The following is a 25,986-nucleotide window of genomic DNA, read 5'->3' on the forward strand; positions in this document are numbered from 1 at the left end:
ATGGCTCACCGGATTCTGATCCTCGGCGGCACCACGGAAGCGCGCGAACTCGCTGCGCGCTTGGCGCAACGCGCCGATCTGGCGATCACGCTGTCGCTCGCCGGCCGAACCGCCAATCCGGTCGCTCAGCCCGTGCCGGTGCGTGTCGGCGGCTTTGGCGGCACGGAAGGTCTGGCGCGCTATCTTGCGGCCGAGCGCATCGATCTCCTGATCGACGCGACCCATCCCTTCGCCACGCGCATATCCGCCAATGCCACGGCCGCGGCAAAGGCGAGTGCGGTTCCCTTGCTCACCCTGCGCCGGCCGGAGTGGAAGGCGGTCGCGGGCGACGACTGGACGTTTGCGGATACGATCCCCCAAGCGGTTATCGCGCTCGGAACCGAGCCGAGAACGGTTTTCGTCACGCTCGGCCGGCAGGAGCTGAAGCCGCTGGAGGCCGCGCCGCAGCATTGCTACGTCATCCGCAGTGTCGATCCGGTCGAGCCGCGTCTCGCCATGCCGCGGGCCGAATACATCCTCGATCGCGGTCCTTTCGAGGAAAGCCGCGAACGCGCGCTGCTCGAACGTCTCGGCGTGGAGGTCGTCCTCTCCAAGAATAGCGGCGGTTCCGCCGCCTACGCAAAGCTCGCGGCGGCGCGCAGCCTCGGGATTCTGGTCATTCTGGTCCGCCGCCCGCCGGTTGTCGGCAAGGCTGTCGAGACTGTCGACGCGGCGGTGGAAGCGGTCGCTCATCTCTTGCCGCCTGTTGCCTGACGCGGCGAATAGACCAGCGGCGCGCGGCCTTCGCGCTCGACGATGCGCGTTTCCGGCGAGCCGATGATGATGCAGGTCGCCATATCGGCCTGCGCCGGATCGGTATCGCCCAGCGTAAAAATCCTGATCGCCTCGTCCGGCCGGAATGCCGCCCGCCCGAAGATGACCGGCGTCTGGCCGGGCAATATCTCCTGCAGCGCCTCGAACGTCTTGCCGAGTTGCCAGGGCCGCGCCTTGCTGATCGGATTGTAGAGTGCGATCACGAAGCCCGCGCCGGCTGCTGCGCGCAACCGGCTTTCGACCAGTTCCCACGGTTTCAGATTGTCCGACAGCGAGATGGCGCAGAAATCGTGCCCCAGCGGCGCGCCGGCTCGCGCGGCCACGGCCAGCATCGCCGTGACGCCCGGCACCACCGACACGTCGATATACCGCCAGCTTTCCGGGCCGTGCTCGATCGCCTCGCAGACCGCCGCCGCCATGGCGAAGACGCCGGGATCGCCGCCTGAAACCACGGCCACCTGCTTTCCCGAGGCCGCGGCTTCCAGCGCGGCGCGGGAGCGGTCCAGCTCCTCGCGATTGTCCGAGGCGTGGCGCGTCTGCTCCGGCCGCAGCGTCAGACGGTCGAGATACGGCGCATAGCCGTAAAAATCCGTGGCGGTCGCGACGGCCGCCGAAGCTTCCGGCGTCACCTGCGAGGCATCGCCGGGGCCGAGCCCGATCACCGTCAGCCTGCCGCTCAAAGCACCACTCCGGAGGCGAGCACACCCGGCCGGTTCGCCCAGCCGGCGACGAGGATGATGCTGAAATAGGGGGCCTTGTCGTCCGCTTTGTCGGCGAGCCGCATGGAAGCCGCGTTCGCCATCGTGCCGCGCTCGACATACATCGCGCCGTCGAGCTTGCCGGAGGCGGCGAGAGCGCGCCTGATCTTCGGCAGGTTGCGGCCGACCTTCATGATGACGGCCGCGTCCGTGTCCGACAGCCGCCGCGTCAGTTCGAATTCGCTCATCGTGCCGGGCAGGACCGACAGCACGTCGTCGCCCTGCACGATGGGCTGTCCGGTGCTCGACCAGCAGCCGGCCATGGCGGAAACGCCGGGTATCACTTCGGTCGGGAAGCGATGCGCCAGCCGCACATGCAGATGCATGTAGGAGCCGTAGAAAAATGGATCGCCTTCCGAGAGCACCGCCACCGTGCGCCCCGCGGCGAGATGGCTTGCCACCGCCTCAGCCGAGCTCTCGTAGAAGGCGAGGATCTGGGCCTTGTAGTCGTCGTGATCCTTGTCGATCTCCGTCGTCACCGGATAGTGCAGCGGCAGTTCGGTGATGCCCGGCCGCACATGCGCTTCAACGATCGCGCGGGCATTGCCGTTAGAGCTGCGCTTGGCGAAATGCGCCAGCACATCCGCTTGAGCCAGCGCGCGCACGGCTTTCAGCGTCAAAAGCTCAGGATCGCCCGGGCCGGTGCCGACGCCGATCAGCCTTCCGGTCTTTTCCGCCAGACTCATCAGATGCCTGTTCTGGCGAGCGCGTTGAGGGCCGCAGCCGTCATGGCGCTGCCGCCCATGCGGCCGCGAACGATCGCGAATGGCACGCCGCGCGGATTCTCTGCCAGCGCGTCCTTGGATTCCGCCGCGCCGACGAAACCGACCGGCATGCCGAGGATGACCGCCGGCTTCGGCGCGCCTGCGTCGATCATGTCGAGCAGATGGAAAAGCGCTGTCGGCGCGTTGCCGATCGCCACAACCGCCCCTTCGAGCCTGTCGCGCCATAGCTCCAGCGCGGCTGCCGAGCGCGTATTGCCGAATTTTGCCGCGAGCAATGCGGTGCGTGGGTCGCGCAGCGTGCAGATCACCTCGTTGGAGGCAGGCAGACGGGCGCGCGTGACGCCATGCGCCACCATCTCGGCATCGCACAGGATCGGCGCTCCGGCAGCCAGCGCACGTTTGCCCGCTTCCGCGAAATCGGGCGAAAAGACGAAGTGTTGCGCCGCTTCCACCTGTCCGCAGGCATGGATCATGCGGATGGCGATATCGGCTTCCGCCTCCGAGAAGCGGGACAGATCGGCCTCCGCGCGGATGATGGCGAAGGAACGCTCGTAGATCGCCGTCCCGTCCTTGATATACTCATGCGCTGTCATGCCGAATTCCCGTGCCGCATCGCCATGCGGATACTGTTTCGCGTCCCATGTCGCGCCTGCTCATAACGCGTTGGAAAGCGGCGGCAACTTCTCTTTCGGCGACACGGTCCAGTTCGACACCGCTGCCTCCATCGACGATGCGCGCCCCGTCCGGCGTCCCAATGATCGAAAAGGCCGGGGAAGGTGGTTTTGAGCAGCCTTTTTCGCAGCCGGAGACATGAACGAGACCGCTTTCCGGCAAGACGCTGCGGGCAGCGATTTCGGTCGCGATATCCTTCGTATGAATTGTCGCGGAGGTACATGCTGGAGCCCCCGCGCAGGCGACAATGCGCAACCGCGCATCTTGTGGATCGACGATGAACCCGATCTGCTCCGCCGCCCGCTTGGCGGCATTGGCGGTTGTTTCATCGTCGCAGATAGCCAGAAGGGCATGGCCGAACGCGAGACGGAATTCGCGAATTCCTATCTTCTCAATGGTTTGCGAGAATATTTTGATCTGCTCTGTCGTGGCTTGCCCGAACGGCAACGCCATTCCGAAAGCAATGCGTCCTGCTTTCAGCCGGAAGAAGCCGACCGGAAGTCTTGGCGACTCGGGCGTATCCAATTGTTTGTCAGCGCTTGCCCACCGTCGTTCCGACGAACCAAATTCTTCGACGCCAGCTGCTTGGCATGCTTGAGAAATTCGCTCCGCGCTCAAGTCCTTGCCGCGCGCGGCACGTCCCAATTCCACGACGGCGCGAAGCAGTTCGATTGCGAGCGGGATGGCGCGGTCATTCGGCACGATGGCGACGGGTCGGGCGTTTGTCTCCGTCCCGCCAACCGAAACCCTCCATCGTACGGACGCATCGGTGTTCACGGCGGTCAATCTCACGTCGGCGAGCAGGTCCGCCATCGACAGTTGGCCGCCGCCATCCACCACAATCGAGAACTTCGGCGCCAGCAGCCTGCGAAAATTCTCTTTTTCAATTCTATCAATAATTTGATCGGCGGTGCTGCGGCCATCCATAAGCTCAGAAGGGTCCAATCCGGCGAGTGGATCCGTCTCCACCGGAACGCCCGAGCGCACATTGATTCCGTTATTCAAAACCTCATCTGAGAAGAGCTGCGCGCTTTCCTCGGTGAGCCCCCTTATCTGAAGACTGCCGCGCCGGGTCACCTCCAGAATGCCGTTGCCGTGCCGTTCGGCGGCTTCGGCAATAAGCCTGAGATGATGCGGTGAGATGGAACCGTCCACCGTGTTGATGCGCGCCAGCAGCCCGTCGCCGGTCGGCATGGGTGCGGCGAGGGAAGGGCAGGCGTTGCGGCGCATGGAGGCGCTCATGGCCTCTGTCCGGCGTTGGTTTCGATGCTTTGAACACTGTTCAATGACTGTCGGACGGTCGTGCGGGCTTCGATTTCACCTGTTTGAACAGTGTTCATTTCCGCTTTGGCTTCCGCGATCAGGGCCGCGAGGTCGTCATCAACCGAGTTGCGCAGCGGATGCCACAGATTCCGCCTTCGAGCGGAGGCGAAACGCTCGGCGACAAATCTGGCAGCGGCCGGATTCTGGTCGAGCATGAACGCGCGGACTTTCGGATCGCCGACATAGGCGTCGTAAACCACACCGATCAGGTCGCCCGGAATCGCGGCGGTGGTTTCGGCGAAACCGATGAGCCTGTCTACCGTCTCGGCGAATTCCGCCGCGCCCCGCGGTCCATGGCGCATCTGGCCCTGAATGAAACGGGAGTTTACGGCGCGAGCGCGAACGGTGCGTGTCACGGCCTCGGCGACGGAGCGGGCGCGGGGCTTTTGCGGGTCGGTCGTGTCGAGCGCGACGAGGTCCGCCTTGCCGCCGAGCGCGGCCAGTGCTGCCGAAAATCCGCCGATGAAGGCGACGTCGGCCGAACCTTCCAGAATATCCCGGCCGGGATCGTCGCCGGAATGGACGAGGAGATCGGCGTCGGCAACCTGCGCGGCGAATGCGCCGGGCAGGGCGATCCCCTCGCCATCGGCACCGCCGAAACTGTGCGATGTCGCGGCGAGATAGGTGTGGCCGAGTTCGGCGCGATCCTGCCACACCCCGTTGGAGAGCAGGCTTTCTATGCCCGCGCCATAAGTGCCCGGCGAGGAACCGAAGATGCGGGAGAGGCGGGGCGACGCAGACTGTTGGTTGCGGGGCGAGGCGGCACCCCCACCCCTAACCCCTCCCCACAAGGGGGAGGGGGACACGGTTGCACTGGCGCGACGGATCGCTCCGTCCGTGCCTTGTGGCGGGGTGGTGTCTAAGTATTCCCCTCCCCCTTGTGGGGAGGGGTTAGGGGTGGGGGTATTTCTCTCAAGATCGCTTTGCGTGGAGACGGTCGCTCCATCGGTCTTAGCAATTGACGACGATGTCAGACTACGCAGCGCCTCCGCCAATGGATTGACATCATTTGGTTCGTCGCGCTCCGCTACGGCGGAAACCGCAGCGCCCATGAGCGCGATCTGGGTCGGGAACATATCGCGGAAAAGGCCCGATATGCGCCATGTCACGTCGACGCGCGGACGGCCGAGCGCGGCGGGCGGCAGCACCTCGATGCCGGTGATGCGGCCGGTAGCGAAATCCCATTGCGGGCGGCAGCCCATCAATGCAAGGCCCTGCGCGATCTCCTCGCCGCCGGTGCGCAGCGAGGCCGAGCCCCAAAGGTCGATGACCAGCGAACGCGGCCATTCGCCATGATCCTGCAGGTAGCGGCGAAGCACTTCGTCAGCCGCCATCTTGCCCAGTTCAAAGGCGGTCGGCGTCGGCATGGTGCGTGGGTCGGCGGCAAAGATGTTGCGGCCGGTCGGCAGCACGTCGGTTCGGCCACGTGCAGGGCTGCCGGAAGGGCCGGGCGCGACGTGCCGGCCATCGAGAGCGGCAAGAAGCGCATCGTGCTCGGCGAGCGCGCTCTGGACGCGCATAGTATCGGTCTCGTCACCGTCGGCGCGGCCGAAGACGTGCAGTCCATCCTTGATGGCGAAATCCTTGAGGTCGCAGAGCCAGGCGTCGATCCGCATCAGGGCCGCGTCGGGATCGTCGGCCGCATCGACGCCGGCTTCCCTCGCGAGGCCGGACTTCTGCGCCGTCTCGACAATGAGCTTCGCGAGGCGATCGCGGCGGCGGCGGTCGAGCCCGTCAGCCTGTGCATATTCATCGACAAGCCGTTCAAGAGTCTGATGATTTTCATCGAGCCCGGCGGCGGCGAGCGGCGGCGGCAGATGGCCGATGGTGACGGCCGCAATCCGTCGCTTGGCCTGCGCCGCCTCGCCCGGATTGCTGACGATGAAGGGATAGATGACGGGCAGCGTGCCGGTGACCACCTCCGGAAAGCAGGATTCGCCAAGCGCCACCGTCTTGCCGGGCAGCCATTCGAGCGTGCCATGCGCGCCGACATGGACGATGGCATGACAGCCGAGCGTCCGCCGAAGCCACAAGCCGAAGGCGACGAGTTCGTGGCGTGGCGGCAGGGCGGGGTCGTGATAGTCGGCGCGCCGGTCTTCCGAACGTCCACGGTCAGGCGCGAGAGCGACGGTGACGTTGCCGAACTGCGCGGCGCGGAAGGAGAAATGCCGTTCCGCAACCTGCGCGGCATCTCCCCATGCGCCGGCGATCTCCTGTCGCGCCTCGATGGGAAGCGTCGCAAAGGCCATCGCATAGTCCGAGCATGGGAGAGCCGGCACCGGACATTCCAGAGCACGCATCAATTCCTTGGCAGTTTCCGGAATATTTTCAACGCGATACCCGGCGTTCTTCAGATCGTTCAGCATGGAAAGAACGCTCTGCGGAACGTCTAGACCGACAGCGTAGCCGCTGCGGCCCGGCGCGCTGGGATAGTCGGGAATGAGAATTGCCAATCTGCGGTCGGCGGATGGCGTCTGCTGGAGACGTATGAATGACGCGATGCGCGCGGCGGCCTGCGCGACGCGGCCGGGCTCCGGGCGGTTGACCTGTCCGAGCGAGCCAAGCGCCTCCGCCTCTTCCGCTGCGGCCTTGAAGGAAATCGCGCCGGCGAGGATGCGCCCGTCGAGTTCCGGCAGGACGACATGCATGGCGAGATCCGCGGGCGCCAATCCGCGCTGGCCGCTTTTCCACGCCTCCCGGCGCGTGGTGGCCATGACGGCCTGAAAGACCGGGATCTTCAGGCGCTCGAACAGCGTTTCGCCGCCTTCGGAACCAGCGGAGAAAGCGGTGGTGGTGACAAGCACCGCCGGATGGAGCATCGAAACGGCCGCTTCGACGAATTCCACGGCAGTGCGGTCCTTCAGGCTCGACACGAAGATGGGGACTGCCGCGATTCCTCTTTCCGCGAGCGCGGCGGACAGCGCATCGATCGGCGCGATATCCGAGGCGAGCAGCATCGAGCGATAGAAGAGTAGGGGCGCGACGGCTTTTGCGCCGGCGCAATGCTCGCGAGCCTGCTCGGACGAGACGGGGCCAAGGTCCGGCAGATAGTAGCCGGCCTTCGGCAGGGGGCGCGCATCTTCGAAGAAGAGTTCCGCGCCGGCATGGGTCGAGAGACGCTTCAGAAGCTCGGCCATGTTTTCGGGGCCGCCCTCGCGAAAATAGGCGAGCAGTGCGTCGAGCTCGTCGCGCGGCAGTGTGGACATTTCCGCAAGCCGCTCATCCGTTTCGCGGCATTCGCCGGGCAGCAGCGCCAGCTTGATGCCGCGCTGGCGGGCGGCCGCCGAAAGCTGCTCGACGCCGTAGCGCCACCAGTCATAGCCGCCGAGAAGACGGACGAGGATGACTTTCGCCCGTCGGGCGACCCGGTCGATCCAGATATCCACGGACATCGGATGGCGCAGTTCGCGCAGCGCCGTCAGCCGCAGCGAGGGCAAGGTGTCATTCGTGTTCGCATGAGCCGCCGAAAGAGCGGAGAGATCGCTGTCCGTGAAGGAGAGCGCCAGTATTTCGGCCGGTTCCTGACGCAGATCGACAGGCTCGACCAGATCGTCGAGCGAAGCCGTCGTCGTCGCCAGAATGTGCATGGCGTACTATCGCACCTCGACCCTATGCCGTCAGGATACGCTCGACGGCGGCGCGGTCCAAGCCTTTGAGGCCGATGACGACGAGGCGCGTCCGGCGATCCTCGGAGGCTTCCCAGGCGCGGTCGTAGTAGTGCGAGACGCGCGGCCCGACGGCCTGCACCAGCAGCCGCATCGGCTTGCCCTCGACATGCACGAAACCTTTTAGGCGGAGCACGTTGGCGGCTTCGGCGGCTTCAGTCACCTTGCGCGCCAGTTCGTCCGGGTCGGAGACGGCTGGAAGTTCCAGCACGAAGGTATCGAAATCGTCGTGCTCGTGGTCGAGTTCGTCGTCGTGATGCGTCTTGCGGTTCTCGATGTCGTCCTCGACGGCCAGGCCAAGGCCGAGCAGCACGGACGGGTCGACATTGCCATGCGCCGACGGGACGATCTTCACGGCGCGGCCGAGATGTTCGCTGACGATGCCCCTGGCCTTCGCGGCACCGTCGCCGTCGAGAAGATCGCTCTTCGACAGGATGATGAGATCGGCGCAGGCCACCTGATCCTCGAACACTTCCTCGACGGGGTCTTCATGGTCGATGGAATCGTCGGCCGAGCGCTGTGCTGCAAGGGCATCCATGTCTGAGGCGACGCGGCCCTCCGCCAGCGCCGGGCCATCCACCACGGCCACGACGCCGTCGACGGTCACGCGCCCCTTGATCGCGGGCCACTGGAAGGCCTGCACGAGCGGCTTGGGCAGAGCAAGGCCGGAGGTCTCGATCAGGATGTGGTCGACCTTGGGCTCGCGGGCGAGAATATGGTCGAGCGCGGGGACGAAATCGTCCGCCACGGTGCAGCAGATGCAGCCGTTTGCGAGCTCCACGATGTTCTCCTCCGGACAGACATCGATGCCGCAGCCCTTGAGGATTTCGCCGTCGACGCCGACATCGCCGAACTCGTTGACGATCAGCGCGAGACGCTTGCCTTTGGTGTTTTCGAGCACGTTGCGGATGAGCGTCGTTTTTCCGGCGCCGAGAAAGCCTGTGATGACGGTGCAGGGAACGCGGTCGACGGCGGTCATGAAACGGAATCCTTATGGGAGAAGATCGGCGGGATGCGGGCGACGAGGCCGCGCTTGAGGGAATCGGGACGGCCGCGCCACGGCATGAGGCCATCCTGCGACGCAGCAAGGAGACGCGCGCCTTCGATCAGATCGGCGCCGCAGGAAGGCGTGAGGTCGCCGAAAACATAGCTCCAGCCACCTACGCGCAGGATGGAGGCCGACAGCCGGCGCTTGCAATTGCCGAGGCATTCGACGGTTTCGACGCGGAACGACGTACCGGCGGCGACCCATCGCGTCTCGTCGGCAAGGCGCTCGCCGGGGCGGGGGCGGGCGTCCGAACCGGTCTCGTCGCGGCAGGAGCTGCATATAACGATCGCGATGCGCGCATCCTCGAGGGTGCTCCCTTCGGGGGCACGCATCTCACCGGCAGCAGTTTCGCAGTCGACCTTCACAGACGCTCCTCGCCCCGGTCGCCCGCCGGGCATTGGCAAACTCGTCGTGACGGCAGGTCTCCTGGCTCGCGCGTCGTCGCTTGTCGCCGCCTTCCCGGACATCTCCAGTGGCAATCGGCGGAAGCTGGGCGCCTACAGTTGCGGGGACAGCTGCGGCGTCGAATTTTCCTACCGCATTCCCTCTTAGCTCCGCCCGATGAAAGGCGAAGACCGTCAGGCGGCATTTAGGCCGCGTCGCATCCGGCTGTCAACGCGGCGCAAATATGGTTTGCCGCACGGGCGATTTGGGCTATGAATCCGGTGTCGTCGGTTCCGAATGGACCAAAGGGAATGCGGTGCGGGGCTTTCGCCCCAATGCCGCTGCTGCCCCCGCAACTGTATGCGGCGAGCCGGGTCCGAACGCCACTGGGAAACCGGGAAGGCGGATCAGGCGTCAAAGCCGCGAGCCAGGAGACCTGCCGGCGACGAAACTTGGCTTGAGGCCCTCGGGTGGAGGGCGAAAGGAAGAACTGATGAACGCGACTACCACACTCGGCGCCGTCTCCTCGCAATCGCGCACCATGCAGCTTGCGATGGCCGGCCTGCTCGGACTCTTCATCGTCGGATTCGTGGGCTTCTCCCACATGGAAGTGGTCCACAATGCGGGCCACGACTACCGGCACTCGATGAACTTCCCCTGCCACTGAGGGGATTCCGATATGACCTATTTTCGTAACGTCGTGTTCGTCGCGGCGATCGCGGGGCTTATCGCCGGCGTCGCCATGACCCTCATGCAGGCTTTCACCACCGATCCGCTGATCCTGCAGGCGGAAACCTTCGAGAATGCGGCGCCGGCCGAGGATCACAGCCACGCTGCAACCACAGCTGAAGGCGGGGAAGCTGCGACTGCCGCGCACGATCACGGAGAAGAGGCATGGGGACCGGCCGACGGGGCCGAGCGCATGTCCTATAATTTCCTGGTCAATCTCGTCGGCGCCATCGGCTTCGGCCTCGTTCTCGTCGTGGCGTCGGAGTTCGCCGGCGGTATCGCGAACTGGCGGCAGGGCATGTTCTGGGGCCTTGCCGGCTTCACCGTCTTCACGCTGGCGCCGAGCCTCGGGCTGAATCCCGAACTGCCCGCCATGCCCGCGGCCGATCTTCTGGCGCGTCAGGTCTGGTGGATCGGCACGGCGGCCGCGACGGCTGTAGCGCTTTACCTGATCTTCCTGCGCAAGACGGCGGCTCTCGCCGCGCTGGGCGTGGTCATCCTGGTGCTGCCGCACATCATCGGTGCGCCGCAACCGGAAGATCATGCGACTCCGGTCCCGGAAAACCTGCATCATTCGTTCATCGTCGCCTCGACGCTGACCAATCTGGTGTTCTGGGTGATCCTCGGCGCGGCGGTGGCCGTGGTGCGGGCGCGCTTCGCGCAGCCGGTCGAGGCGACGCGCAAGAGCTTTGCCTGAGGGACGGCTGACCTTCGTTATCGGCGGTGCGCGCTCGGGCAAGAGCCGCCACGCCGAGGAACTGGTCTCGAAACTCGCGCCGCCATGGACATATATCGCGACGGCGCAGGCCTATGATGCCGAGATGCGCGAGCGGATCGCACATCATCGCGCGCGGCGGGACGGGCGCTGGATCACGCTCGATGCGCCGCTCGACCTTGCCGGAGCGCTCGCTGCCGTCGGGGAGGGCGTTCCGGTGCTGATCGACTGCCTGACGCTCTGGCTGTCGAACCGGATGCTTGCGGAGCACGATGTCGAAGCCGCGTCAGCGGAACTGGTCGCGGCACTGAGATCAAGGCGCGGGCCGATATTCGTCGTGTCGAACGAAGTGGGGCTGGGCATCGTGCCGGACAATGCGCTCGCGCGACGGTTTCGCGATGCGCAGGGGCGGCTCAACCAGCAGGTGGCGGCGATCGCCGACGAGGTGATCCTCATGGTCGCCGGCCTGCCGATGAAGGTGAAGTGAATTGACCGTTTCCGGGACAGAGGCAGAGCGTCACAAGGCCAAGATGGCCAAGCGCAAGGCTGTGCAGGACGCCGAAGTGGCGTCGAAGACGGTCGAGAAGGGATTGCTGATCGTCAACACCGGGCCGGGCAAGGGCAAGTCGACGGCCGCCTTCGGGCTGGCGCTCAGGATGCTCGGCTATGGCCGGAAGGTCGGCATCGTGCAGTTCATCAAGGGCGCGTGGCATTCCGGCGAGAAGGGTGCGCTGGCGATGTTCGGCGACCGGGTGGAATGGCACACGATGGGCGAGGGATTCACCTGGGAGACGCAGGACAAGGAGCGCGACATCGCCGCGGCACGGCGCGCCTGGGCGAAGGCCGTGGAACTGATGGGCGATCCCGAAATGAGCCTCGTCGTGCTGGACGAACTCAATATCGCGCTTCGCTACGACTATCTCGATCTGGATGAGGTGGTGGCGGCGCTGAAATCCCGGCGGCCGGACCTGCATGTCGTCGTCACCGGCCGCAACGCCAAGCCCGCGCTGATGGTCGCCGCCGATCTGGTGACGGAAATGACGCTGGTGAAGCACCATTTCGCGGCGGGCGTGAAGGCGCAGCAGGGCATCGAGTTCTAGCCGATGCCCGCCCGCGCGCTGATGTTTCAGGGCACCGGCTCGGATGTCGGCAAGTCGCTGGTGGTGGCGGGACTGGCGCGCGCCTTCGCCAATCGCGGGCTGACGGTGCGGCCGTTCAAACCGCAGAACATGTCGAACAATGCGGCGGTGACGGAGGACGGCGGCGAGATCGGCCGCGCGCAGGCATTGCAGGCGAGGGCGGCACGCGTCGGACCGACCGTTCACATGAATCCGGTGCTGCTGAAGCCCCAGGGCGCGACCGGCGCGCAGATCATCGTGCAGGGGAAGGTTTTCGGTTCCGCCAGAGCGGCGGAATACCAGACGATCAAGCCGAAACTGATGGATGCGGTGCTCGACAGCTTTTCGAGGCTGAAGGGCGAGGCGGACCTCGTGCTGGTCGAAGGCGCGGGCAGCGCGTCCGAGATCAATCTGAGGACCAACGACATCGCCAATATGGGCTTTGCGCGGGCGGCGGACGTGCCGGTCGTGCTGATCGGCGACATCGACCGAGGCGGTGTGATCGCCAGCCTCGTCGGCACCAAGACGGTGATCGAGCCGGGCGACGACGCAATGATCGCGGGCTTTATCGTCAACCGGTTCCGGGGCGACCCACGACTGTTCGAAAGCGGAATGGCCGATATTGGCCGCCGAACCGGCTGGCAATCGTTCGGGCTGCTGCCGTTCTTTCCCGATGCGCGAAAACTGCCGGCGGAGGATGCGCTCGGCCTGTCCCGCGGCAAAGGGAGCGAAAGGCGAACGGGGCGGATCAGGATCGCGGTGCCGATCCTGCCGCATATCGCCAATTTCGACGATCTGGACCCGCTCGAAGCGGAACCGGACGTCGAAATCGCTCGGGTCTGGCCGGGAACCGCGTTGCCGGGCGACGCCGATCTGGTGCTGCTGCCCGGCTCGAAGGCGACGATCGCCGACCTCAGGGCGTTTCGGGCGGCCGGGTTCGACGTCGATCTTGCCGCCCATATCAGGCGCGGGGGCAGGGTGCTCGGCCTCTGCGGCGGCTACCAGATGCTCGGCCGCTCGATAGACGATCCGGACGGCATCGAAGGTCCGGACGGCAAGGTCGAGGGTCTCGGCCATCTGGATGTGGCGACGGTGCTGACCGGCAGCAAGCGGCTCGTTCCGGCTTCCGGCCGGACGTCGGACGGCATCGGCTTCCGCGGCTACGAGATGCATATGGGCGAAACGACCGGGCCGGATCTTGCTCGCGCTTTCGCCACCATGGCGGACGGGACGAGCGAGGGCGCGGTGTCGGCCGATGGACGTGTCGCCGGAACCTATGTCCACGGCTTCTTCGTCGATGATGCACAGCGGAGCGCATGGCTGGAACGCCTCGGCGGATCGCCGTCAGGCGTGAATTACGACGATGGCGTGGATGCGGCGCTCGATGGGCTGGCCGCTCACATGGAGGCGCATCTCGATCTGGACGGGCTGCTCAGCCATGCGCGGTGAGCAGCAGGCTTGCCGCGACCAGGCCGATCAGCGCGACAAGCAGCGCATCGGCGATCCAGTAGAGCCTGAGCGCGCGCCGAATGTCCGCCGCCGTCGCTTCCCGGCGACCCCGCCCCATCGGCGCATCGGTGGTCAGCACACCGCCATAGTGGCGCGGGCCGGCGATGGAGAGGCCCAATGCGCCGGCAAAGGCGGCTTCCGGCCAGCCTGCATTCGGCGAGCGGTGATGTCCTGCGTCTCGCCAGACCGCGCGCCATGCCTCGGCAGCGCTCGCGCCGGGCAGCAGAAAGGCAGCAACGATCACCAGCAGAGCCGTGAGCCGCGAGGCGGGCAGGTTGATCAGGTCATCGAGACGGGCAGATGCCCAGCCGAACGCGCCATGGCGCTCGTTCTTGTGGCCGATCATGGAGTCGGCGGTGTTAACAACCTTGTAGATCGCCGCGCCCGGCAAGCCGCCCACCGTCAGCCAGAAGGCAGGCGCGACGATGCCGTCGGAAAAGTTCTCGGCGAGGCTTTCGATCGCAGCGCGGCAGACGGCGGCTTCATCGAGACGGTCGGGGTCGCGCCCGACGATCATAGAGACGGCTTTTCGGCCTTCCGGCAATCCGCCGGTTTCAAGGGCCGCGGCGACGGCCGCGACGTGAGTGGCAAGGCTGCGTTGCGCCAGCAAGGCGCTGCCCAGCACGGCGACTATGACAATGCCGAAGGTCAGGGGGAGCAAAAGGCGCTCTATCCCCCATGCCACACCGCCGGCGATGACGATGAGCAGGCAGAGCGTCAGAACGCCCATTGCGCGGCGACGGGCCAGAGTATCTTCCGGCCGGTTGAGCCGCCTGTCCAGCAGGCCGATGAGCTTGCCGATCCAGATCACCGGATGGCCGATTGTACGGACCAGCCGGTCGGGATAACCCACGAGCAATTCCACCAGAAGCGACAGGAAGGCGAGGGGAGCTGACATGACGCTTCGAAAGGAGTTTGCACCGGTGCTGATCAATTCGGGGAGAGCGGATGCTTTCATGCACGCCGCGACCGCGGATCGATCTCGCGACCGGTATCAATCCGCGCGCCTGTCCGCAACTCGCCATGCCATTCGAGGCGCGATGCTTCGGGATCGTCACCGAACATCAGCGACCGGCAGCCTTGCGAGACCGGAATGACGGCAGGATGATCTACGTTACACCACTGTCGAAACTGGACGAGACGCTGGCGCTTTCCGGCGCGCAGCGGCTTGTCACACTATTGCGCAAGGACAGCACGTTCGCCCGCCCGGCGGGTGTCCTGCGCGAAAACCATCTGATCCTGCAGATGCACGACATCACGGAAAAGACGCCGGGCATGATCGCCCCGTCGCGTCGGCACGTCACCGATCTCCTTCGCTTCGCGCGCAACTGGGACCGGTCGGCACCACTCGCGATCAACTGCTATGCCGGGATCAGCCGCTCCACCGCCGCGGCCTATATCATCGCGGCAGCACTCGCGCCGGATCGCGACGAGACAGAACTCGCCCGCGAACTGCGCGCGCGGGCGCCAAGCGCCACGCCGAACATCCGTCTGATCGCGCTGGCCGATGCGCTGCTCGGCCGTGAAAGTCGCATGATCGAAGCCGTGAAGAGCATCGGGCGCGGGGAGGAGGCTTTCGAGGGCATACCCTTCGCTCTCGACATATAGGACGGAGGTCGAGGTTGCGATGCCACATTTCATGGCGCATTTTGTGCTCAGGGACTCAGCCGGAACCGGCGGAACCGTGCGCTCTGCTTCCCGTTGAGGACGGGAGACGCGGCAGGCGCGGGTACTCCGCGTTGCAGTATTCCGTCTGAGCCATTCGCATTCTCGATTCTCATGCTCAATCAAACGCCGACATTGCAGAAGTCACTGGTGACCACCCTCCGCAAGGGTGCGCCGCGCTACATCGAATTCGACAGCGACCACTGCACGTCGATCGCGTCCTACAACATCCATAAATGCGTGGGGACGGACGGACGCTTCATGCCGGAGCGAACCGCTGACGTGGTGGTCGAACTGAACGCCGATATCGTCGCGCTTCAGGAGGCGGACGAACGGCTCGGAAACCGGAATGGCCTGCTCGATCTCGACACGCTGCACAAACGCACCAACCTTGTCCCACTGCATCGCCCCGACAATGATTTCAGCCATGGCTGGCATGGCAATCTGATCCTTGCGCGCGAAGGCATCGTCAAGGAATGCAGGCAGATCAGGCTGCCGGGCGTCGAGCCGCGCGGAGCAGTCATTATCGACCTCGAACTGAAAGGCGCGACGGTTCGCATCATCGCCGCGCATTTCGGCCTGTTGCGACGGTCGCGGTCGCAGCAGGCCTCCACGCTGCTGGATGCGGCGCGCTCGGTGCTGCACCCGACGATTCTTCTCGGCGACCTCAACGAGTGGCGCGTCGGCAACCGTTCGTCGCTGCTTGGGCTGCTGCCGCATTTCGGGCCGGTGCATGCGGTACTGCCGAGCTTTCCGTCGCGCTATCCGCTGCTGGCGCTCGATCGCATTCTGGCCCGGCCCGCAAATCTCATCTCCAGCATCGAGGTGCACAACTCGCAGCTTTCGCGCGTCGCGTCCGACCATCTGCCGATCAAGGCCAGACTGAACCTCGCCGCCGCGGCGCGGGCTGCCGGTGGCTGACGGAGAAGGCGGCCGCAGGCGCGTCTCAAAGGGCAGAACACCGCGATCTGGAAGCCGGGGGCCTGATTGTAGCCCTGATAGCATCACAACCTTGTGCGTTGCCCGTGGAACGCCAGATGGCGCGTGCGCATTCTGAATTCGTGGCGCATCTGGATGCCGATGGCGATCCGCATCCGGGCGCTTGGGAAACCGGGCCGGAACCGGCTTCAAGAGCGAAAGGACAAGCTATGGCGATTCCCAAGAACACGATTTGCCTTTGGTACGACAAGGACGCCGAGGCTGCTGCCCGCTTTTATGCGGAGACCTTTCCCGACAGCCGGGTCGGCGCCATCTACCGCGCGCCCGGCGACTTCCCGTCCGGCAAGCAGGGCGACGTGCTGGTGGTCAATTTCACGGTTATCGGCATGCCTTGCATCGGCCTCAACGGTGGTCCGGCGTTCAAGCATGACGAAGCCTTCTCGTTCCAGATCTCCACCGACGATCAGGAGGAGACCGACCGCTACTGGAACGCCATCGTCGGCAATGGCGGCCAGGAGAGTGCGTGCGGCTGGTGCAAGGACAGATGGGGCGTCAACTGGCAGATCACGCCGCGCGTGTTGATCGAGGCGCTCGCGGTGGGCGGGGCCGAAGCGAAGCGGGCGTTCGACGCCATGATGGAGATGAAGAAGATCGACGTCGCCGCGATCGAGGCTGCCCGGCGCGGCTGATCGTTCCACCGCTGCCTGTCAGATACTGCATAAGGCGAGCCTCGATCAGGCTCGCCGTCTTTCCGCCATCAGGAGCAGCGCCAGTATGCCGCTCAGCAAGGCAAGGGACAACGGCAGCCCCTGATGCCCAACCAGATGCATCGCCAGTCCTGTCGCAGGCGAGCCGACAATGCCGCCGAGGCCCCACACGACCGCGAAGGCCGCGTTGCCGGCGATCAGGGCCTGACCGGTGAAACGCTCGCCGAGCTGGATCAGCGCCATGGTATAGATCCCGAACGTGGCCCCGCCCCAGACGAAGACGAGCGGCCAGACGAGCCACGCGTCGAATATCGCCGGCAGCAGCAGGCAGCCTGTCAGCGAAGCCAGAACGCAGAACAACAGCGTGCATCTTGAGCCGAACCGTTCGGCTCCGCGCCCGAGCAGGATCTGCAGAATGGCGTTGCCCGCGACGAAACAGGCGAGCAACGAGGTGATGCGCTGCTCGCCTCTGCCGAGCGCGGCGCCATAGACGGCGAGCAGGGACATCAAAGTCTGCTCGAAGACAGCGGCCGTGAAAACCGCGAACAACAGGAGCGGCGCCAACGCGAAGAAGCCGCCGACCGATGTCGCCTCGCCTTCATGCGGCATTTTCGGCAGGCGCAACGCCACGCCGAGCACGATCAGGCCGCAGAGAAGGAAGGCCGCGATGCCGATCATGAAGGGCGGCCAACCTTCGGTGCCGACCAGCCAGAGCGACAGCGGACCGATGGCGAAGCCGCCCGAAACGATCGATGAGTAGAGGCCCATGATGCGGCCCCGGCGGGACGCAGGCGTCAGCGTGATCAGCCAGGTCTCGCTGACCACGTAAAGCGGATTGGCGAAGATGCCGATCAGAAAGCGCAGCGGCATCCACGTCCAGACGTCCTCCGCCCAGCCGATTGCGAACAGCGTGGTTGCCGCCAGGAATGAACACAGGATCGCAAGGCGCGCGCCGCCCAGGCGCCGCGCCAGCGCCGGAATGAAGGGGGCGGAGACGATGAACCCCAGTGGCGTCATCGCGGCGGACAGACCGATGAGGCCGGGCGTGGTCCCTTGCCGTTCCAGGATGAAGCTGAGCAGCGGGTAGGTTAGTCCCTGTGCCACGGCGAACACCGTGACGGTCGCGATGATGCCAGCCATCGCGGCCCATGGAATTCGATCCTCCCGCAGTGATGCGGTGCTTTCGGCCGTCATGCGGACTCCACGTAGCTTCGCCCAGCAAGAGGCTGTATTCTGCAGGATCGGAATCGCGTCGTACCCAAGCGCTCCCAAATAGTTCCAAAAACTTCCAAACGGGCTATAGATGCGCCGCATGCAAGGATCGCGCTTTGCTTTTGGCCCGTTCGTGCTTGATCCGAACGCGGGAACGCTCCTTCGGAACGATGCTCCTATTGCCGTTGGCTACCGGGGACTGAAGCTGCTTGCCGCGCTTGTCAGCCGGCCCGGCGAAATCCTGAACAAGGCCGAATTGATGGACGCTGCATGGCCGGGCAGGGCGGTCGAGGAGGGCAACCTCACCGTCCAGATCGCGCAGCTCAGGAAGCTGCTTGGTCCGGCCAGCGATGGCGGCGAATGGATCGCCACGGTTCCACGCGTCGGCTACCGCTTCACGAAGACCGTCGAAAAGCCCGCTGACACGAGGCAAAAGACACTGCCGCTGCCAGACAAGCCATCGATAGCCGTGCTGCCATTCGTGAATGTCAGCAACGATCCCGGGCAGGAATCCTTTGCGGACGGATTGACTGAAGACCTGATCACGGACCTGTCCCGAATCTCCGGCCTGTTCGTCATCGCCCGCAACTCGGCCTTCGCCTACAAGGGGAAGGCTATGGACGTGCGCGCGATCGCCAAGGAGCTTGGCGTGCGCTACCTTCTGGAAGGCAGCGCGAGACGCGCCGCGGGACGCGTGCGGATCAACGCACAACTCGTCGACGCGGCGAGCGGCGATCATCTGTGGGCGGAACGCTTCGACCGTAGCGTGGACGATATCTTTGCCGTTCAGGACGAGGTGACGGCCAAGATCGTGGAGGCGTTGCTCGGCCGGCTGCGCGCCCCGCCGCCACGTCATCGCCCCAGAAACCTCGAGGCCTACGATCTCTGCGTCCGGGCGCGCAAGTTAATGGATGATTCGCCGCAGGCGGCGCAGGAAGCACATCTGCTGCTCGCGCGCGCGGTGTCGCTCGATCCGGAATACGCCGAGGCCTATCGCTGGCTTGCCATGAACCACTGGATGGGATGGGTGCACTCCGGCGGACCGACCGCATCTTCTCGCCGTGTTGCCCTGGAATTGGCGCGCAAGGCGGTCGCGATCGATCCCAACGATGCCGGCAGCCGCTGGGTGCTGGCTTACCTGCTTGCGTACGATCGCAGCTTCGCCGAGTCGGATGCGGAATTCGCCAAAGCGATCGAGCTCGACCCGAATGAGGCCGACGCCTGGGCGGCATTGTCCGACATCGCGGTTCTGGCCGGGCGGACAGAGGAGGGCCTTGAGCACATCCGCAAGGCGTTCCGGCTGAACCCGTTTCCGGCAAGCTGGTACTATCTGACGCTTGGACAGGCGCAGTATGCCGCCGGGGAATACGCGGCTGCTATAGAGACGCTCCGCAGGGACGAAACGTATCGGACAAGCTCGCGCCGCTTCCTGGCGGCGAGCCTTGCGCAACTCGGCCGGATTGACGAGGCGCGCGCCGAGGCCGAACTGTTCCTTGTCGGCAACCCGCAATTCACCACCGGCCACTGGGCAACGACAGAGCCGTTCCGCGACGCCGCGACGCTCGAGCATTTTGTCGATGGTCATCGCAAGGCTGGTCTTCCGGAGTGACGCGCCGGCGCAGCGTCCCAAATTGCGGAGCAGGGCGATCCGGCAAGCACTTGTCATACCTTCTGATTGCTGCATCCGTCAGTCGCATAAGATAGATTATGGAACTTACGGATATGGCAGAATGCCGGGCAAACCGGGCTTTGCGGCCCTCGCCGGAAAGCCTCAGTCCTCAGGATAAGGTATCTCGATGACCAGACCGTCATGGGCCGGGCTGACGTGGGCCGGCGTTTCGGCTTCGACCGTGTCGTAGTCCAGCGGCACATGCATGTGTGTCAGATAGGCCCGTTTCGGCTTCAGCGCGGCGATGCACTGCAAGGCTTCGTCGAGCGACAGATGGCTTGGATGCGTCAGGTACTGCAGCGCGTCGATGATGAGCACGTCGAGCCCGGCGAGTTGGGCAAGCGTTGCCTCGGGAAAGGCGCTGACGTCCGGGCAATAGGCCAGTCTGCCGATCCGGAAGCCGAGCGACATGATCTCGCCATGGACCTGAACCAGCGGCCGAAGGGCGAGGGCACCCCCCTTCCCTTCGATGACGACCGGCTTGTCGTGGTCGATGGTATAGCGCGTGAGGATCGGCGGATAGGAACTGCCGGGCGGCGTCTCGAAACAGTAGCCGAAGGCATCCATCAGCCGCTGCTGCGTTTGCAGGTCGGCATGGACGTCCATCCTGCGCCGCTGGTCGATCGCATAGGTTCTGAGGTCGTCGATACCGTGGATGTGATCGGCGTGCGGATGCGTGTAGACGACCGCGTCGATATGAGTGACGGCGGCAGCGAGCATCTGCGCGCGAAAATCCGGTCCCGTGTCGATCACCACTCGCGTGACGCCCTGCGCGGAGATGCGTTCCACCATCGCAGCGCAACGCGTGCGACGGTTCCTCGGGTTCGCGGGATCGCAATTGCCCCAGTCGCCGTTGACGCGCGGGGTGCCGGGCGAGGAGCCGCAACCGAGGACAGTGAAGCGCAGCAGGTCGCCCACGCTCTACGACCTGACTTCAGCCGGTCTCGGCATCTTGCTGAAAAGGCGAAAGAAATTATCTGTCGTGAGATTTGCAATCTCGACCGTGGAGATACCGATCGTCTCGGCCAGAACCGCCGCCGTATGCGCGACGTAAGCCGGTTCGTTGCGCTTGCCGCGATGGGGCACCGGCGCGAGGTAGGGTGCATCGGTCTCCACCAGCAGCCTGTCGCGCGGGACGTCGGCCGCTATGTCGCGGATGTCCTGCGAGTTCCGGAACGTCAGAATGCCCGAGAAGGAAACGTAGCCGCCAAGCGCCACACCCACTTCGGCAAGCCGCCTGCCGGAGGAAAAGCAATGCAGAATGAAGGGAAAAGCCCCCTTCCCGCTTTCCTCTTCCAGTATCGCGATCATGTCGTCGTCGGCGCTGCGCGCGTGGATGACCAGCGGCAGCCCGGTTTCGCGCGCCGCCGCGATATGGGTGCGAAAGCCCTTTGCCTGATCGGGACGCGGCGACTTGTCGTAGTGATAATCGAGGCCGGCTTCACCGATCGCGACCACCTTCGGATGTGCCGCAAGGCGGATCAGTTCGTCCGGAGTGACGTCGAGTTCCTCGGCGGCATTGTGCGGATGCGTGCCGACCGAACAGAAGACTTCCTCATGCGCTTCCGCGATTTCCAGTATCTGCGGAAAGCGCCGGACGCGGGTCGAGATCGTGATCATGCGGCCGACGCCGGCTTCGAGCGCGCGGGCGATTATGTCCGCGCGCTCGTCGGCGAAATCCGGAAAATCCAGATGACAGTGGCTGTCGACGAGCATGCTCAGGCAGCACCTTCCGCCTTCTCGACATAGCGCGGGAAGACCGGTTCCGGCGCCGGCAGCACATCGCCGGAGACAAGAGCGTGTTCGTCGCCCAGATGGACGAAGTCCCGCGCCTCCTGCTGCACAGCGAGCAGATCGAGCAGCCTAGCGGCGGAAGCCGGAACGAAGGGCTGGCAAAGGATCGCCACCCGGCGCACCGTCTCGGCCGTGGTCCAGAGCACGGTTTCCATGCGGGCCGGATCGGTCTTCTTCAATGCCCACGGTTCCTGTCCGGCGAAGTAGCGGTTTGCCTCCGCAACGACGGCGAAGATGGACGCCAGCGCAACATGGATCTGCTGGTCGGCCATGGCCTTGCGCGCCGTGTCGAGAGCGGCCGCCGCCTGATCGAGAATGGCACGATCGGTCTCAGTCAGGTCTCCCCTCACAGGCACCTTGCCGCCGACATTCTTTGCGATCATCGACAGCGAACGCTGTGCCAGATTGCCAAGGTCGTTGGCGAGATCCGCATTCGTCCGGTTGACGATCGCCTCGTGGCTGTAGTTGCCGTCCTGTCCGAACGGCACCTCTCTCAGCAGGAAATACCGCACCTGATCGAGGCCGTAGTGCTCGACCAGCGCGAAGGGATCGATGACGTTGCCGACCGACTTCGACATCTTCTCCCCACGGTTGAAGACGAAGCCGTGACCGAAGACGCGCTTCGGCAAAGGTATGCCGGCCGACATCAGGAAGGCAGGCCAGTAGACCGTATGGAAGCGAACAATATCCTTGCCGATGATGTGAACGTCGGCAGGCCAATAACGCCAAAGATCAGCCTTTTCATCAGGATAGCCGACGCCGGTGATGTAGTTCGTCAGCGCATCGACCCAGACATACATCACATGCTTCTCGTCACCCGGCACCGGCACGCCCCAGTCGAAAGTGGTGCGCGAGACCGACAAATCCTTCAGGCCGGAGCGGACGAAGCTCATCACCTCGTTGCGGCGCTCCTGCGGGCCGATGAAGCCGGGTTCGCTTTTATAAAGGGCCAGAAGCTTGTCCTGATAGGCAGACAGACGGAAGAAATAGCTCTCCTCCTCCACCCATTCGACTGGCGTACCCTGCGGCCCATAGCGCACGCCATCGGAGCGGACCTCCGTCTCGTCCTCGCCATAGTAGGCTTCGTCGCGCACGGAATACCAGCCGGCATAGCCGCCCTTGTAAATGTCTCCATTGGCCTCCATCGCCTTCCAGATCGCCTGCGAGGCGAGGCGGTGGCGCTCCTCGGTGGTGCGGATGAAGTCATCGTTGGAGGCGTTGAGCGCGGCGGCCATGCGCTTGAACTCGGCGGAGTTGCGGTCGGCGAGCTCGCGCGGCGTGACGCCTTCCTTGCGCGCCGTCTGCACCATTTTCATGCCGTGCTCGTCGGTGCCGGTCAGGAAATAGACGTCCTTCCCGTCATGACGCTGGAAGCGCGCCAGCGCATCGGTGGCGATCAGTTCATAGGCGTGGCCGATATGCGGCTTGCCGTTCGGATAGGAAATGGCCGTGGTGATGTAAAACTTGTCGCGGGACATGATGACGCCGTTCGAATGCCTGGAAGTTGGGAGGGGGCATAGCGCATCGGGACGGCGGTTGCCATCCCGAGCCGACAGGCGGCGTCACATTCGAAACGTGTCGTTCAGACGAAAGATCATGTTCAGCGCGTGTTGCTTGCGATCCAGATTGTACGTGTCCGCTTCATCGATCGCAATCCGCAATTCGCGCCAGACCTCCGAAAGCCGCCCGGCGCGGGAAACATCGTCTGCCCTCGCGGCTGATGATGCGGCGGAAGCGAGCATGCCAAGGACATGGTCGTTGAACATATCAAACTGAACGGCGCGGTCCCGGCCGGCGACCGCATCCGCCAGCCTGTGCGCGTCGGCGGCCTCCACCCTGCCCTTGCCGATCAGCCGGTCGAGCCCTTCGGAGATTTCGAGGCCGCCATACTGGGTGAGCAGAATGGCCTGGCGCACACTGCCGCCTGCTCTCGCCCGTAGTGCGGCACGGGCCTCGGCATTGTCCGGGAGGGTGAAACCAGCATGTTCCAGCGCCGTAGCCATGGCCGCGTCGCCAAGCGGCGCCAACCGCACGATCTGGCAGCGCGACCGTATGGTGGGCAGCAGCGCACCGGGCGAGTTGACGATCAGAACAAACAGCGCTTTCGCGGGCGGCTCCTCAAGATTCTTCAACAAAGCATTGGCGGCATTGACATTCATGTCGTCAGCCGGGTCGATGATGACGATGCGGTAGCTGCCGTCATGCGACGTCATCGACAGGAAGCGGTTGATGCGCCGCACCTCGTCGACGGTCAGCGCCGACTTGAAAGCCTTGGTTTTCTCATTGACCGGCCGGGTGAGGTGCAGCACGCCGGGGTGCGCGCCGGTGGCAACCTGCCGGAAGATCGAAGAGGCGGGATCAGGCGACGCGATTTGGTCCGGCGCATTTTCGGGCGACGGATGGCGCAGCAAATGGTTGGCCAGATGAAAGGCGAGCGTCGCCTTGCCGATGCCGCGGGGACCCACGAACATCAGCGCGTGGGGCAGCTTGCCGCTCCGATAGGCGGCAGCGAGCATGCGCGACGCCTCATCATGGCCATAGAGCGCCGTCGCCTCCGCCGGCTCCGGGACGTCGTCAAGCGTGTCGTGCTGCTCCGGGGCAAGCCGCTCCATGCGTTTACGCTCCGGCCGTGTTGAAGGACTTGATGGTGCGCTCGGCCAGAGCCGCGAAGACGGCGTCCGTCACATCATCCTCGACGCTTTCGACATTCTGTCCGGCGTCGATGACGACACAGCGCTCGGGCTCGGCCGCCGCGATAGCGAGGAACGCTTCCCGCCGTGTGCGATGCACTTCGAGCGTCTCCTTCTCGAAGCGATCCGCCGTTTGAGCGCCACGCCGTGCGGTCGCACGACGAAGCCCCACTTCCGGATCGAGGTCGAAGATCAGCGTCAGATCGGGCATCGCGCCATCGACGGTGACCCGTTCCAGTTCGCTCATGAATTCGGGATCGAGCTTGCCGGTGACGCCCTGATACACCCGGGACGAGTCGAGGAAGCGGTCGCACAATACGATCGCGCCGCGATCGAGTGCGGGGCGGATCACCTGCGAGACATGGTCGGCGCGCGCCGCTGCGAAAAGCAGCGCTTCCATGCGCGCGCCCATCGGCTCCGCCGCGCCGGACAGCAGCACGGCACGAATCGCTTCCGCGCCCGGCGAACCGCCCGGCTCGCGCGTGACCAGCACGTCGTACCGCTTCTCGCGCAGCTTCTTCGCTAGCCGCGCGATCTGCGTCGACTTGCCTGCGCCCTCTCCGCCCTCGAAGGTGATGAAGAATCCCGGATCGGCCATGTCCGTTTCCTGCTGGCCTCTGTTTAGTCACGCCGGCGGCAAAGGTCCACCGGCAAGCACCCCCTCAGAAGTTGCGCAGCCAGCCGACGGCAAGTTCCCTGAGCGCATCGAACGCTCTCTTGTGCAGCGGGCCAAGCGCCACGGTTTCGGCCGCAACAAGCGGCGTCTCATGGCTGATGCCGCCTTCCGAGCGTATACGCAGAACGCCGACCGGCGATCCCGTCTCGACGGGCGCGGCGAGCGGTCCATCGTAAACGATCTCTGCCGCCGGCATGCCACCATCGGTCGCGAGCAGCAGGCCGACCGGCTCCGCCGGCTTCAAGGCTATATCGGGCTGTGCGCCGCCATAGACCGCTACGCGGCCGACGATCTCCTCTTCACGAAAAAGCTCTTTTTTCACAAAGCCCTGGGAGATCCAGTCAAAGAGCTTTCGAGATTCGTCTGCGCGCTCCTTGTCGGTCTTCATGCCACCCAGAGCCGCAAACACCCGCTTGCCGTCCTTGTTGACCGAACCGACGATGGAATAGCCGGAGCCTTCGGTGAAGCCAGTCAGCACGCCGTCAGCTCCGACATCCATCCGCAGCAACGGGTTGCGGTTGCGCTGCAGGATCTTGTTCCAGGTGAATTCCGGCAGCGCGTAGTAGGCGAAGAGCGTCGGATGCTCGCTTGCCAGATAGCGCGCCAACTGGACCAGCTCGCGCATCGTCATCACCTGTCCCTCGGCCGGCAGGCCGGTGGAATTGACGAAAATCGAGTTCTTCAGGCCGATATCCCGGGCGCGCGCGTTCATCCGCTCGACGAATTTCGCCTCGCTGCCCGCCATTCCCTCGGCGAGGATAATGCAGCCGTCATTCGCGCCCTGCACCATGACGCCCTTGATCAAATCCTCGACGCGGATCGAGGATTTGAGCGCGGCGAACATGGTCGACGTGCCGGATGGAGCGCCGCCCGTGCGCCAGGCGTTCTCGCTGACCGTAAACGTATCTTCCAGCGACAGGCTGCCAGCCTTGATGGCGTCGAACACGACCGCCATGGTCATCATCTTGGCCATGGATGCGGGTGGAACGGGCTTGTCGGCATCCTTCTCGAGCAGGACCGTGCCGGTGCCGGTCTCGACGACATAGGCCTCCGTCGCCAGCGTCTCGAAAGGCGCTGCCAGCGCCACAGGCGACAGGCACGCCGTCAGCAGGGCGGCGGTAACGACAACATGGCCGGGCAGACCGGAGCAGAAACGGAAAATCCTCAATGGCCGG

General features: G+C 64.9%; 25 protein-coding genes and 2 riboswitches. Of the genes, 10 read left to right on the forward strand and 15 right to left on the reverse strand.

Annotated features, from left to right (window positions below; genetic code table 11):
- Positions 1 to 753 carry a cobalt-precorrin-6A reductase gene (locus M9955_21495; protein ID MCO5084220.1) on the forward strand — a complete coding sequence of 251 codons (753 nt, stop codon included), beginning with the start codon at positions 1 to 3 and terminating at the stop codon, positions 751 to 753.
- Here the strand turns inward: M9955_21495 and M9955_21500 are convergent.
- From M9955_21500 to M9955_21530, 7 genes are read right to left on the reverse strand one after another with little or no spacing between them, the layout of a single operon-like run.
- Positions 729 to 1,493 (reverse strand): precorrin-3B C(17)-methyltransferase, encoded by a 765-nt coding sequence (locus M9955_21500; protein ID MCO5084221.1) that lies wholly within the window; start codon positions 1,491 to 1,493, stop codon positions 729 to 731. The genes M9955_21495 and M9955_21500 overlap by 25 nt on opposite strands.
- A complete protein-coding gene (locus M9955_21505) occupies positions 1,490 to 2,257 on the reverse strand; it encodes a precorrin-2 C(20)-methyltransferase (GenBank protein MCO5084222.1) in 768 nt (255 codons plus the stop codon). The genes M9955_21500 and M9955_21505 overlap by 4 nt, the downstream gene beginning before the upstream one ends.
- Positions 2,257 to 2,889: a precorrin-8X methylmutase gene (locus M9955_21510; GenBank protein MCO5084223.1), complete on the reverse strand. Its 633-nt coding sequence runs from the start codon at positions 2,887 to 2,889 to the stop codon at positions 2,257 to 2,259. The genes M9955_21505 and M9955_21510 overlap by 1 nt, the downstream gene beginning before the upstream one ends.
- Positions 2,876 to 4,210 (reverse strand): precorrin-3B synthase, encoded by a 1,335-nt coding sequence (gene cobG, locus M9955_21515; protein ID MCO5084224.1) that lies wholly within the window; start codon positions 4,208 to 4,210, stop codon positions 2,876 to 2,878. The genes M9955_21510 and cobG overlap by 14 nt, the downstream gene beginning before the upstream one ends.
- Positions 4,207 to 7,878 (reverse strand): cobaltochelatase subunit CobN, encoded by a 3,672-nt coding sequence (gene cobN, locus M9955_21520; protein MCO5084225.1) that lies wholly within the window; start codon positions 7,876 to 7,878, stop codon positions 4,207 to 4,209. Before cobN ends, cobG begins: the two co-directional genes overlap by 4 nt.
- 22 nt (positions 7,879 to 7,900) lie before the next feature.
- Positions 7,901 to 8,935: a cobalamin biosynthesis protein CobW gene (gene cobW, locus M9955_21525; protein ID MCO5084226.1), complete on the reverse strand. Its 1,035-nt coding sequence runs from the start codon at positions 8,933 to 8,935 to the stop codon at positions 7,901 to 7,903.
- Positions 8,932 to 9,336 (reverse strand): DUF1636 family protein, encoded by a 405-nt coding sequence (locus tag M9955_21530; GenBank protein ID MCO5084227.1) that lies wholly within the window; start codon positions 9,334 to 9,336, stop codon positions 8,932 to 8,934. Before M9955_21530 ends, cobW begins: the two co-directional genes overlap by 4 nt.
- Positions 9,337 to 9,402: 66 nt before the next feature.
- Positions 9,403 to 9,599: riboswitch (cobalamin riboswitch) on the reverse strand.
- A 60-nt stretch (positions 9,600 to 9,659) separates the two neighbouring features.
- Positions 9,660 to 9,847, forward strand: a riboswitch (cobalamin riboswitch).
- A 31-nt stretch (positions 9,848 to 9,878) separates the two neighbouring features.
- Between M9955_21530 and M9955_21535 the strand changes: the two genes are divergently transcribed.
- Genes M9955_21535 through M9955_21555 form a run of 5 tightly spaced genes read left to right on the forward strand, consistent with a single transcriptional unit; the run spans position 9,879 to position 13,399 of the window.
- Positions 9,879 to 10,055, forward strand: a complete 177-nt coding sequence (locus M9955_21535) for a CbtB-domain containing protein (protein ID MCO5084228.1) — start codon at positions 9,879 to 9,881, stop codon at positions 10,053 to 10,055.
- 12 nt (positions 10,056 to 10,067) lie between these two features.
- Positions 10,068 to 10,814 (forward strand): CbtA family protein, encoded by a 747-nt coding sequence (locus M9955_21540; protein MCO5084229.1) that lies wholly within the window; start codon positions 10,068 to 10,070, stop codon positions 10,812 to 10,814.
- Entirely contained in the window at positions 10,807 to 11,319 is a 513-nt protein-coding gene (gene cobU, locus M9955_21545; protein MCO5084230.1) for a bifunctional adenosylcobinamide kinase/adenosylcobinamide-phosphate guanylyltransferase, read from the forward strand. Before M9955_21540 ends, cobU begins: the two co-directional genes overlap by 8 nt.
- A gap of 43 nt (positions 11,320 to 11,362) precedes the next feature.
- Positions 11,363 to 11,932: a cob(I)yrinic acid a,c-diamide adenosyltransferase gene (gene cobO / locus M9955_21550; GenBank protein ID MCO5084231.1), complete on the forward strand. Its 570-nt coding sequence runs from the start codon at positions 11,363 to 11,365 to the stop codon at positions 11,930 to 11,932.
- A 3-nt stretch (positions 11,933 to 11,935) separates the two neighbouring features.
- Positions 11,936 to 13,399 carry a cobyric acid synthase gene (locus tag M9955_21555; protein ID MCO5084232.1) on the forward strand — a complete coding sequence of 488 codons (1,464 nt, stop codon included), beginning with the start codon at positions 11,936 to 11,938 and terminating at the stop codon, positions 13,397 to 13,399.
- Here M9955_21555 and cbiB read toward each other — a convergent pair.
- Complete coding sequence (gene cbiB, locus M9955_21560; protein ID MCO5084233.1) at positions 13,383 to 14,357, reverse strand: adenosylcobinamide-phosphate synthase CbiB; 975 nt, start codon at positions 14,355 to 14,357, stop codon at positions 13,383 to 13,385. The two genes, M9955_21555 and cbiB, sit on opposite strands and share 17 nt — an antisense overlap.
- Positions 14,358 to 14,563: 206 nt before the next feature.
- Here cbiB and M9955_21565 point away from each other — a divergent pair, with 206 nt between their 5' ends.
- The 3 genes from M9955_21565 to M9955_21575 all read left to right on the forward strand — a co-directional run bounded on the left by M9955_21565 (position 14,564) and on the right by M9955_21575 (position 16,752).
- Positions 14,564 to 15,067 carry a protein tyrosine phosphatase gene (locus M9955_21565; GenBank protein ID MCO5084234.1) on the forward strand — a complete coding sequence of 168 codons (504 nt, stop codon included), beginning with the start codon at positions 14,564 to 14,566 and terminating at the stop codon, positions 15,065 to 15,067.
- Between the two features lie 207 nt (positions 15,068 to 15,274).
- Positions 15,275 to 16,045: an endonuclease/exonuclease/phosphatase family protein gene (locus tag M9955_21570; GenBank protein ID MCO5084235.1), complete on the forward strand. Its 771-nt coding sequence runs from the start codon at positions 15,275 to 15,277 to the stop codon at positions 16,043 to 16,045.
- A 233-nt stretch (positions 16,046 to 16,278) separates the two neighbouring features.
- Positions 16,279 to 16,752, forward strand: coding sequence for a VOC family protein (locus M9955_21575; protein MCO5084236.1), 474 nt, complete (start codon positions 16,279 to 16,281; stop codon positions 16,750 to 16,752).
- A 45-nt stretch (positions 16,753 to 16,797) separates the two neighbouring features.
- Here M9955_21575 and M9955_21580 read toward each other — a convergent pair whose 3' ends face one another.
- Positions 16,798 to 17,964, reverse strand: coding sequence for an MFS transporter (locus tag M9955_21580; protein MCO5084237.1), 1,167 nt, complete (start codon positions 17,962 to 17,964; stop codon positions 16,798 to 16,800).
- 109 nt (positions 17,965 to 18,073) lie between these two features.
- Between M9955_21580 and M9955_21585 the strand changes: the two genes are divergently transcribed.
- Positions 18,074 to 19,591 (forward strand): winged helix-turn-helix domain-containing tetratricopeptide repeat protein, encoded by a 1,518-nt coding sequence (locus M9955_21585; protein MCO5084238.1) that lies wholly within the window; start codon positions 18,074 to 18,076, stop codon positions 19,589 to 19,591.
- Positions 19,592 to 19,753: 162 nt separating this feature from the next.
- Here M9955_21585 and M9955_21590 read toward each other — a convergent pair whose 3' ends face one another.
- The 6 genes from M9955_21590 to M9955_21615 form a co-directional block, all read right to left on the reverse strand.
- The gene (locus M9955_21590; protein MCO5084239.1) at positions 19,754 to 20,569 is read right to left on the reverse strand and encodes an MBL fold metallo-hydrolase; all 816 of its coding nucleotides are present in this window, start codon (positions 20,567 to 20,569) and stop codon (positions 19,754 to 19,756) included.
- Between the two features lie 3 nt (positions 20,570 to 20,572).
- Complete coding sequence (locus M9955_21595; protein MCO5084240.1) at positions 20,573 to 21,367, reverse strand: TatD family hydrolase; 795 nt, start codon at positions 21,365 to 21,367, stop codon at positions 20,573 to 20,575.
- A 2-nt stretch (positions 21,368 to 21,369) separates the two neighbouring features.
- The gene (metG, locus tag M9955_21600) at positions 21,370 to 22,923 is read right to left on the reverse strand and encodes a methionine--tRNA ligase (protein MCO5084241.1); all 1,554 of its coding nucleotides are present in this window, start codon (positions 22,921 to 22,923) and stop codon (positions 21,370 to 21,372) included.
- Between the two features lie 84 nt (positions 22,924 to 23,007).
- Positions 23,008 to 24,057: a DNA polymerase III subunit delta' gene (locus tag M9955_21605; GenBank protein MCO5084242.1), complete on the reverse strand. Its 1,050-nt coding sequence runs from the start codon at positions 24,055 to 24,057 to the stop codon at positions 23,008 to 23,010.
- A gap of 4 nt (positions 24,058 to 24,061) precedes the next feature.
- Positions 24,062 to 24,733 carry a dTMP kinase gene (gene tmk, locus M9955_21610; protein MCO5084243.1) on the reverse strand — a complete coding sequence of 224 codons (672 nt, stop codon included), beginning with the start codon at positions 24,731 to 24,733 and terminating at the stop codon, positions 24,062 to 24,064.
- Between the two features lie 64 nt (positions 24,734 to 24,797).
- Positions 24,798 to 25,979: a D-alanyl-D-alanine carboxypeptidase gene (locus M9955_21615; GenBank protein ID MCO5084244.1), complete on the reverse strand. Its 1,182-nt coding sequence runs from the start codon at positions 25,977 to 25,979 to the stop codon at positions 24,798 to 24,800.
- Positions 25,980 to 25,986 lie beyond the last annotated feature (7 nt).

The sequence above is a fragment of the Rhizobiaceae bacterium genome, from assembly GCA_023953845.1.
In the GTDB taxonomy this organism is placed as follows: Bacteria; Pseudomonadota; Alphaproteobacteria; order Rhizobiales; family Rhizobiaceae; genus Arvimicrobium.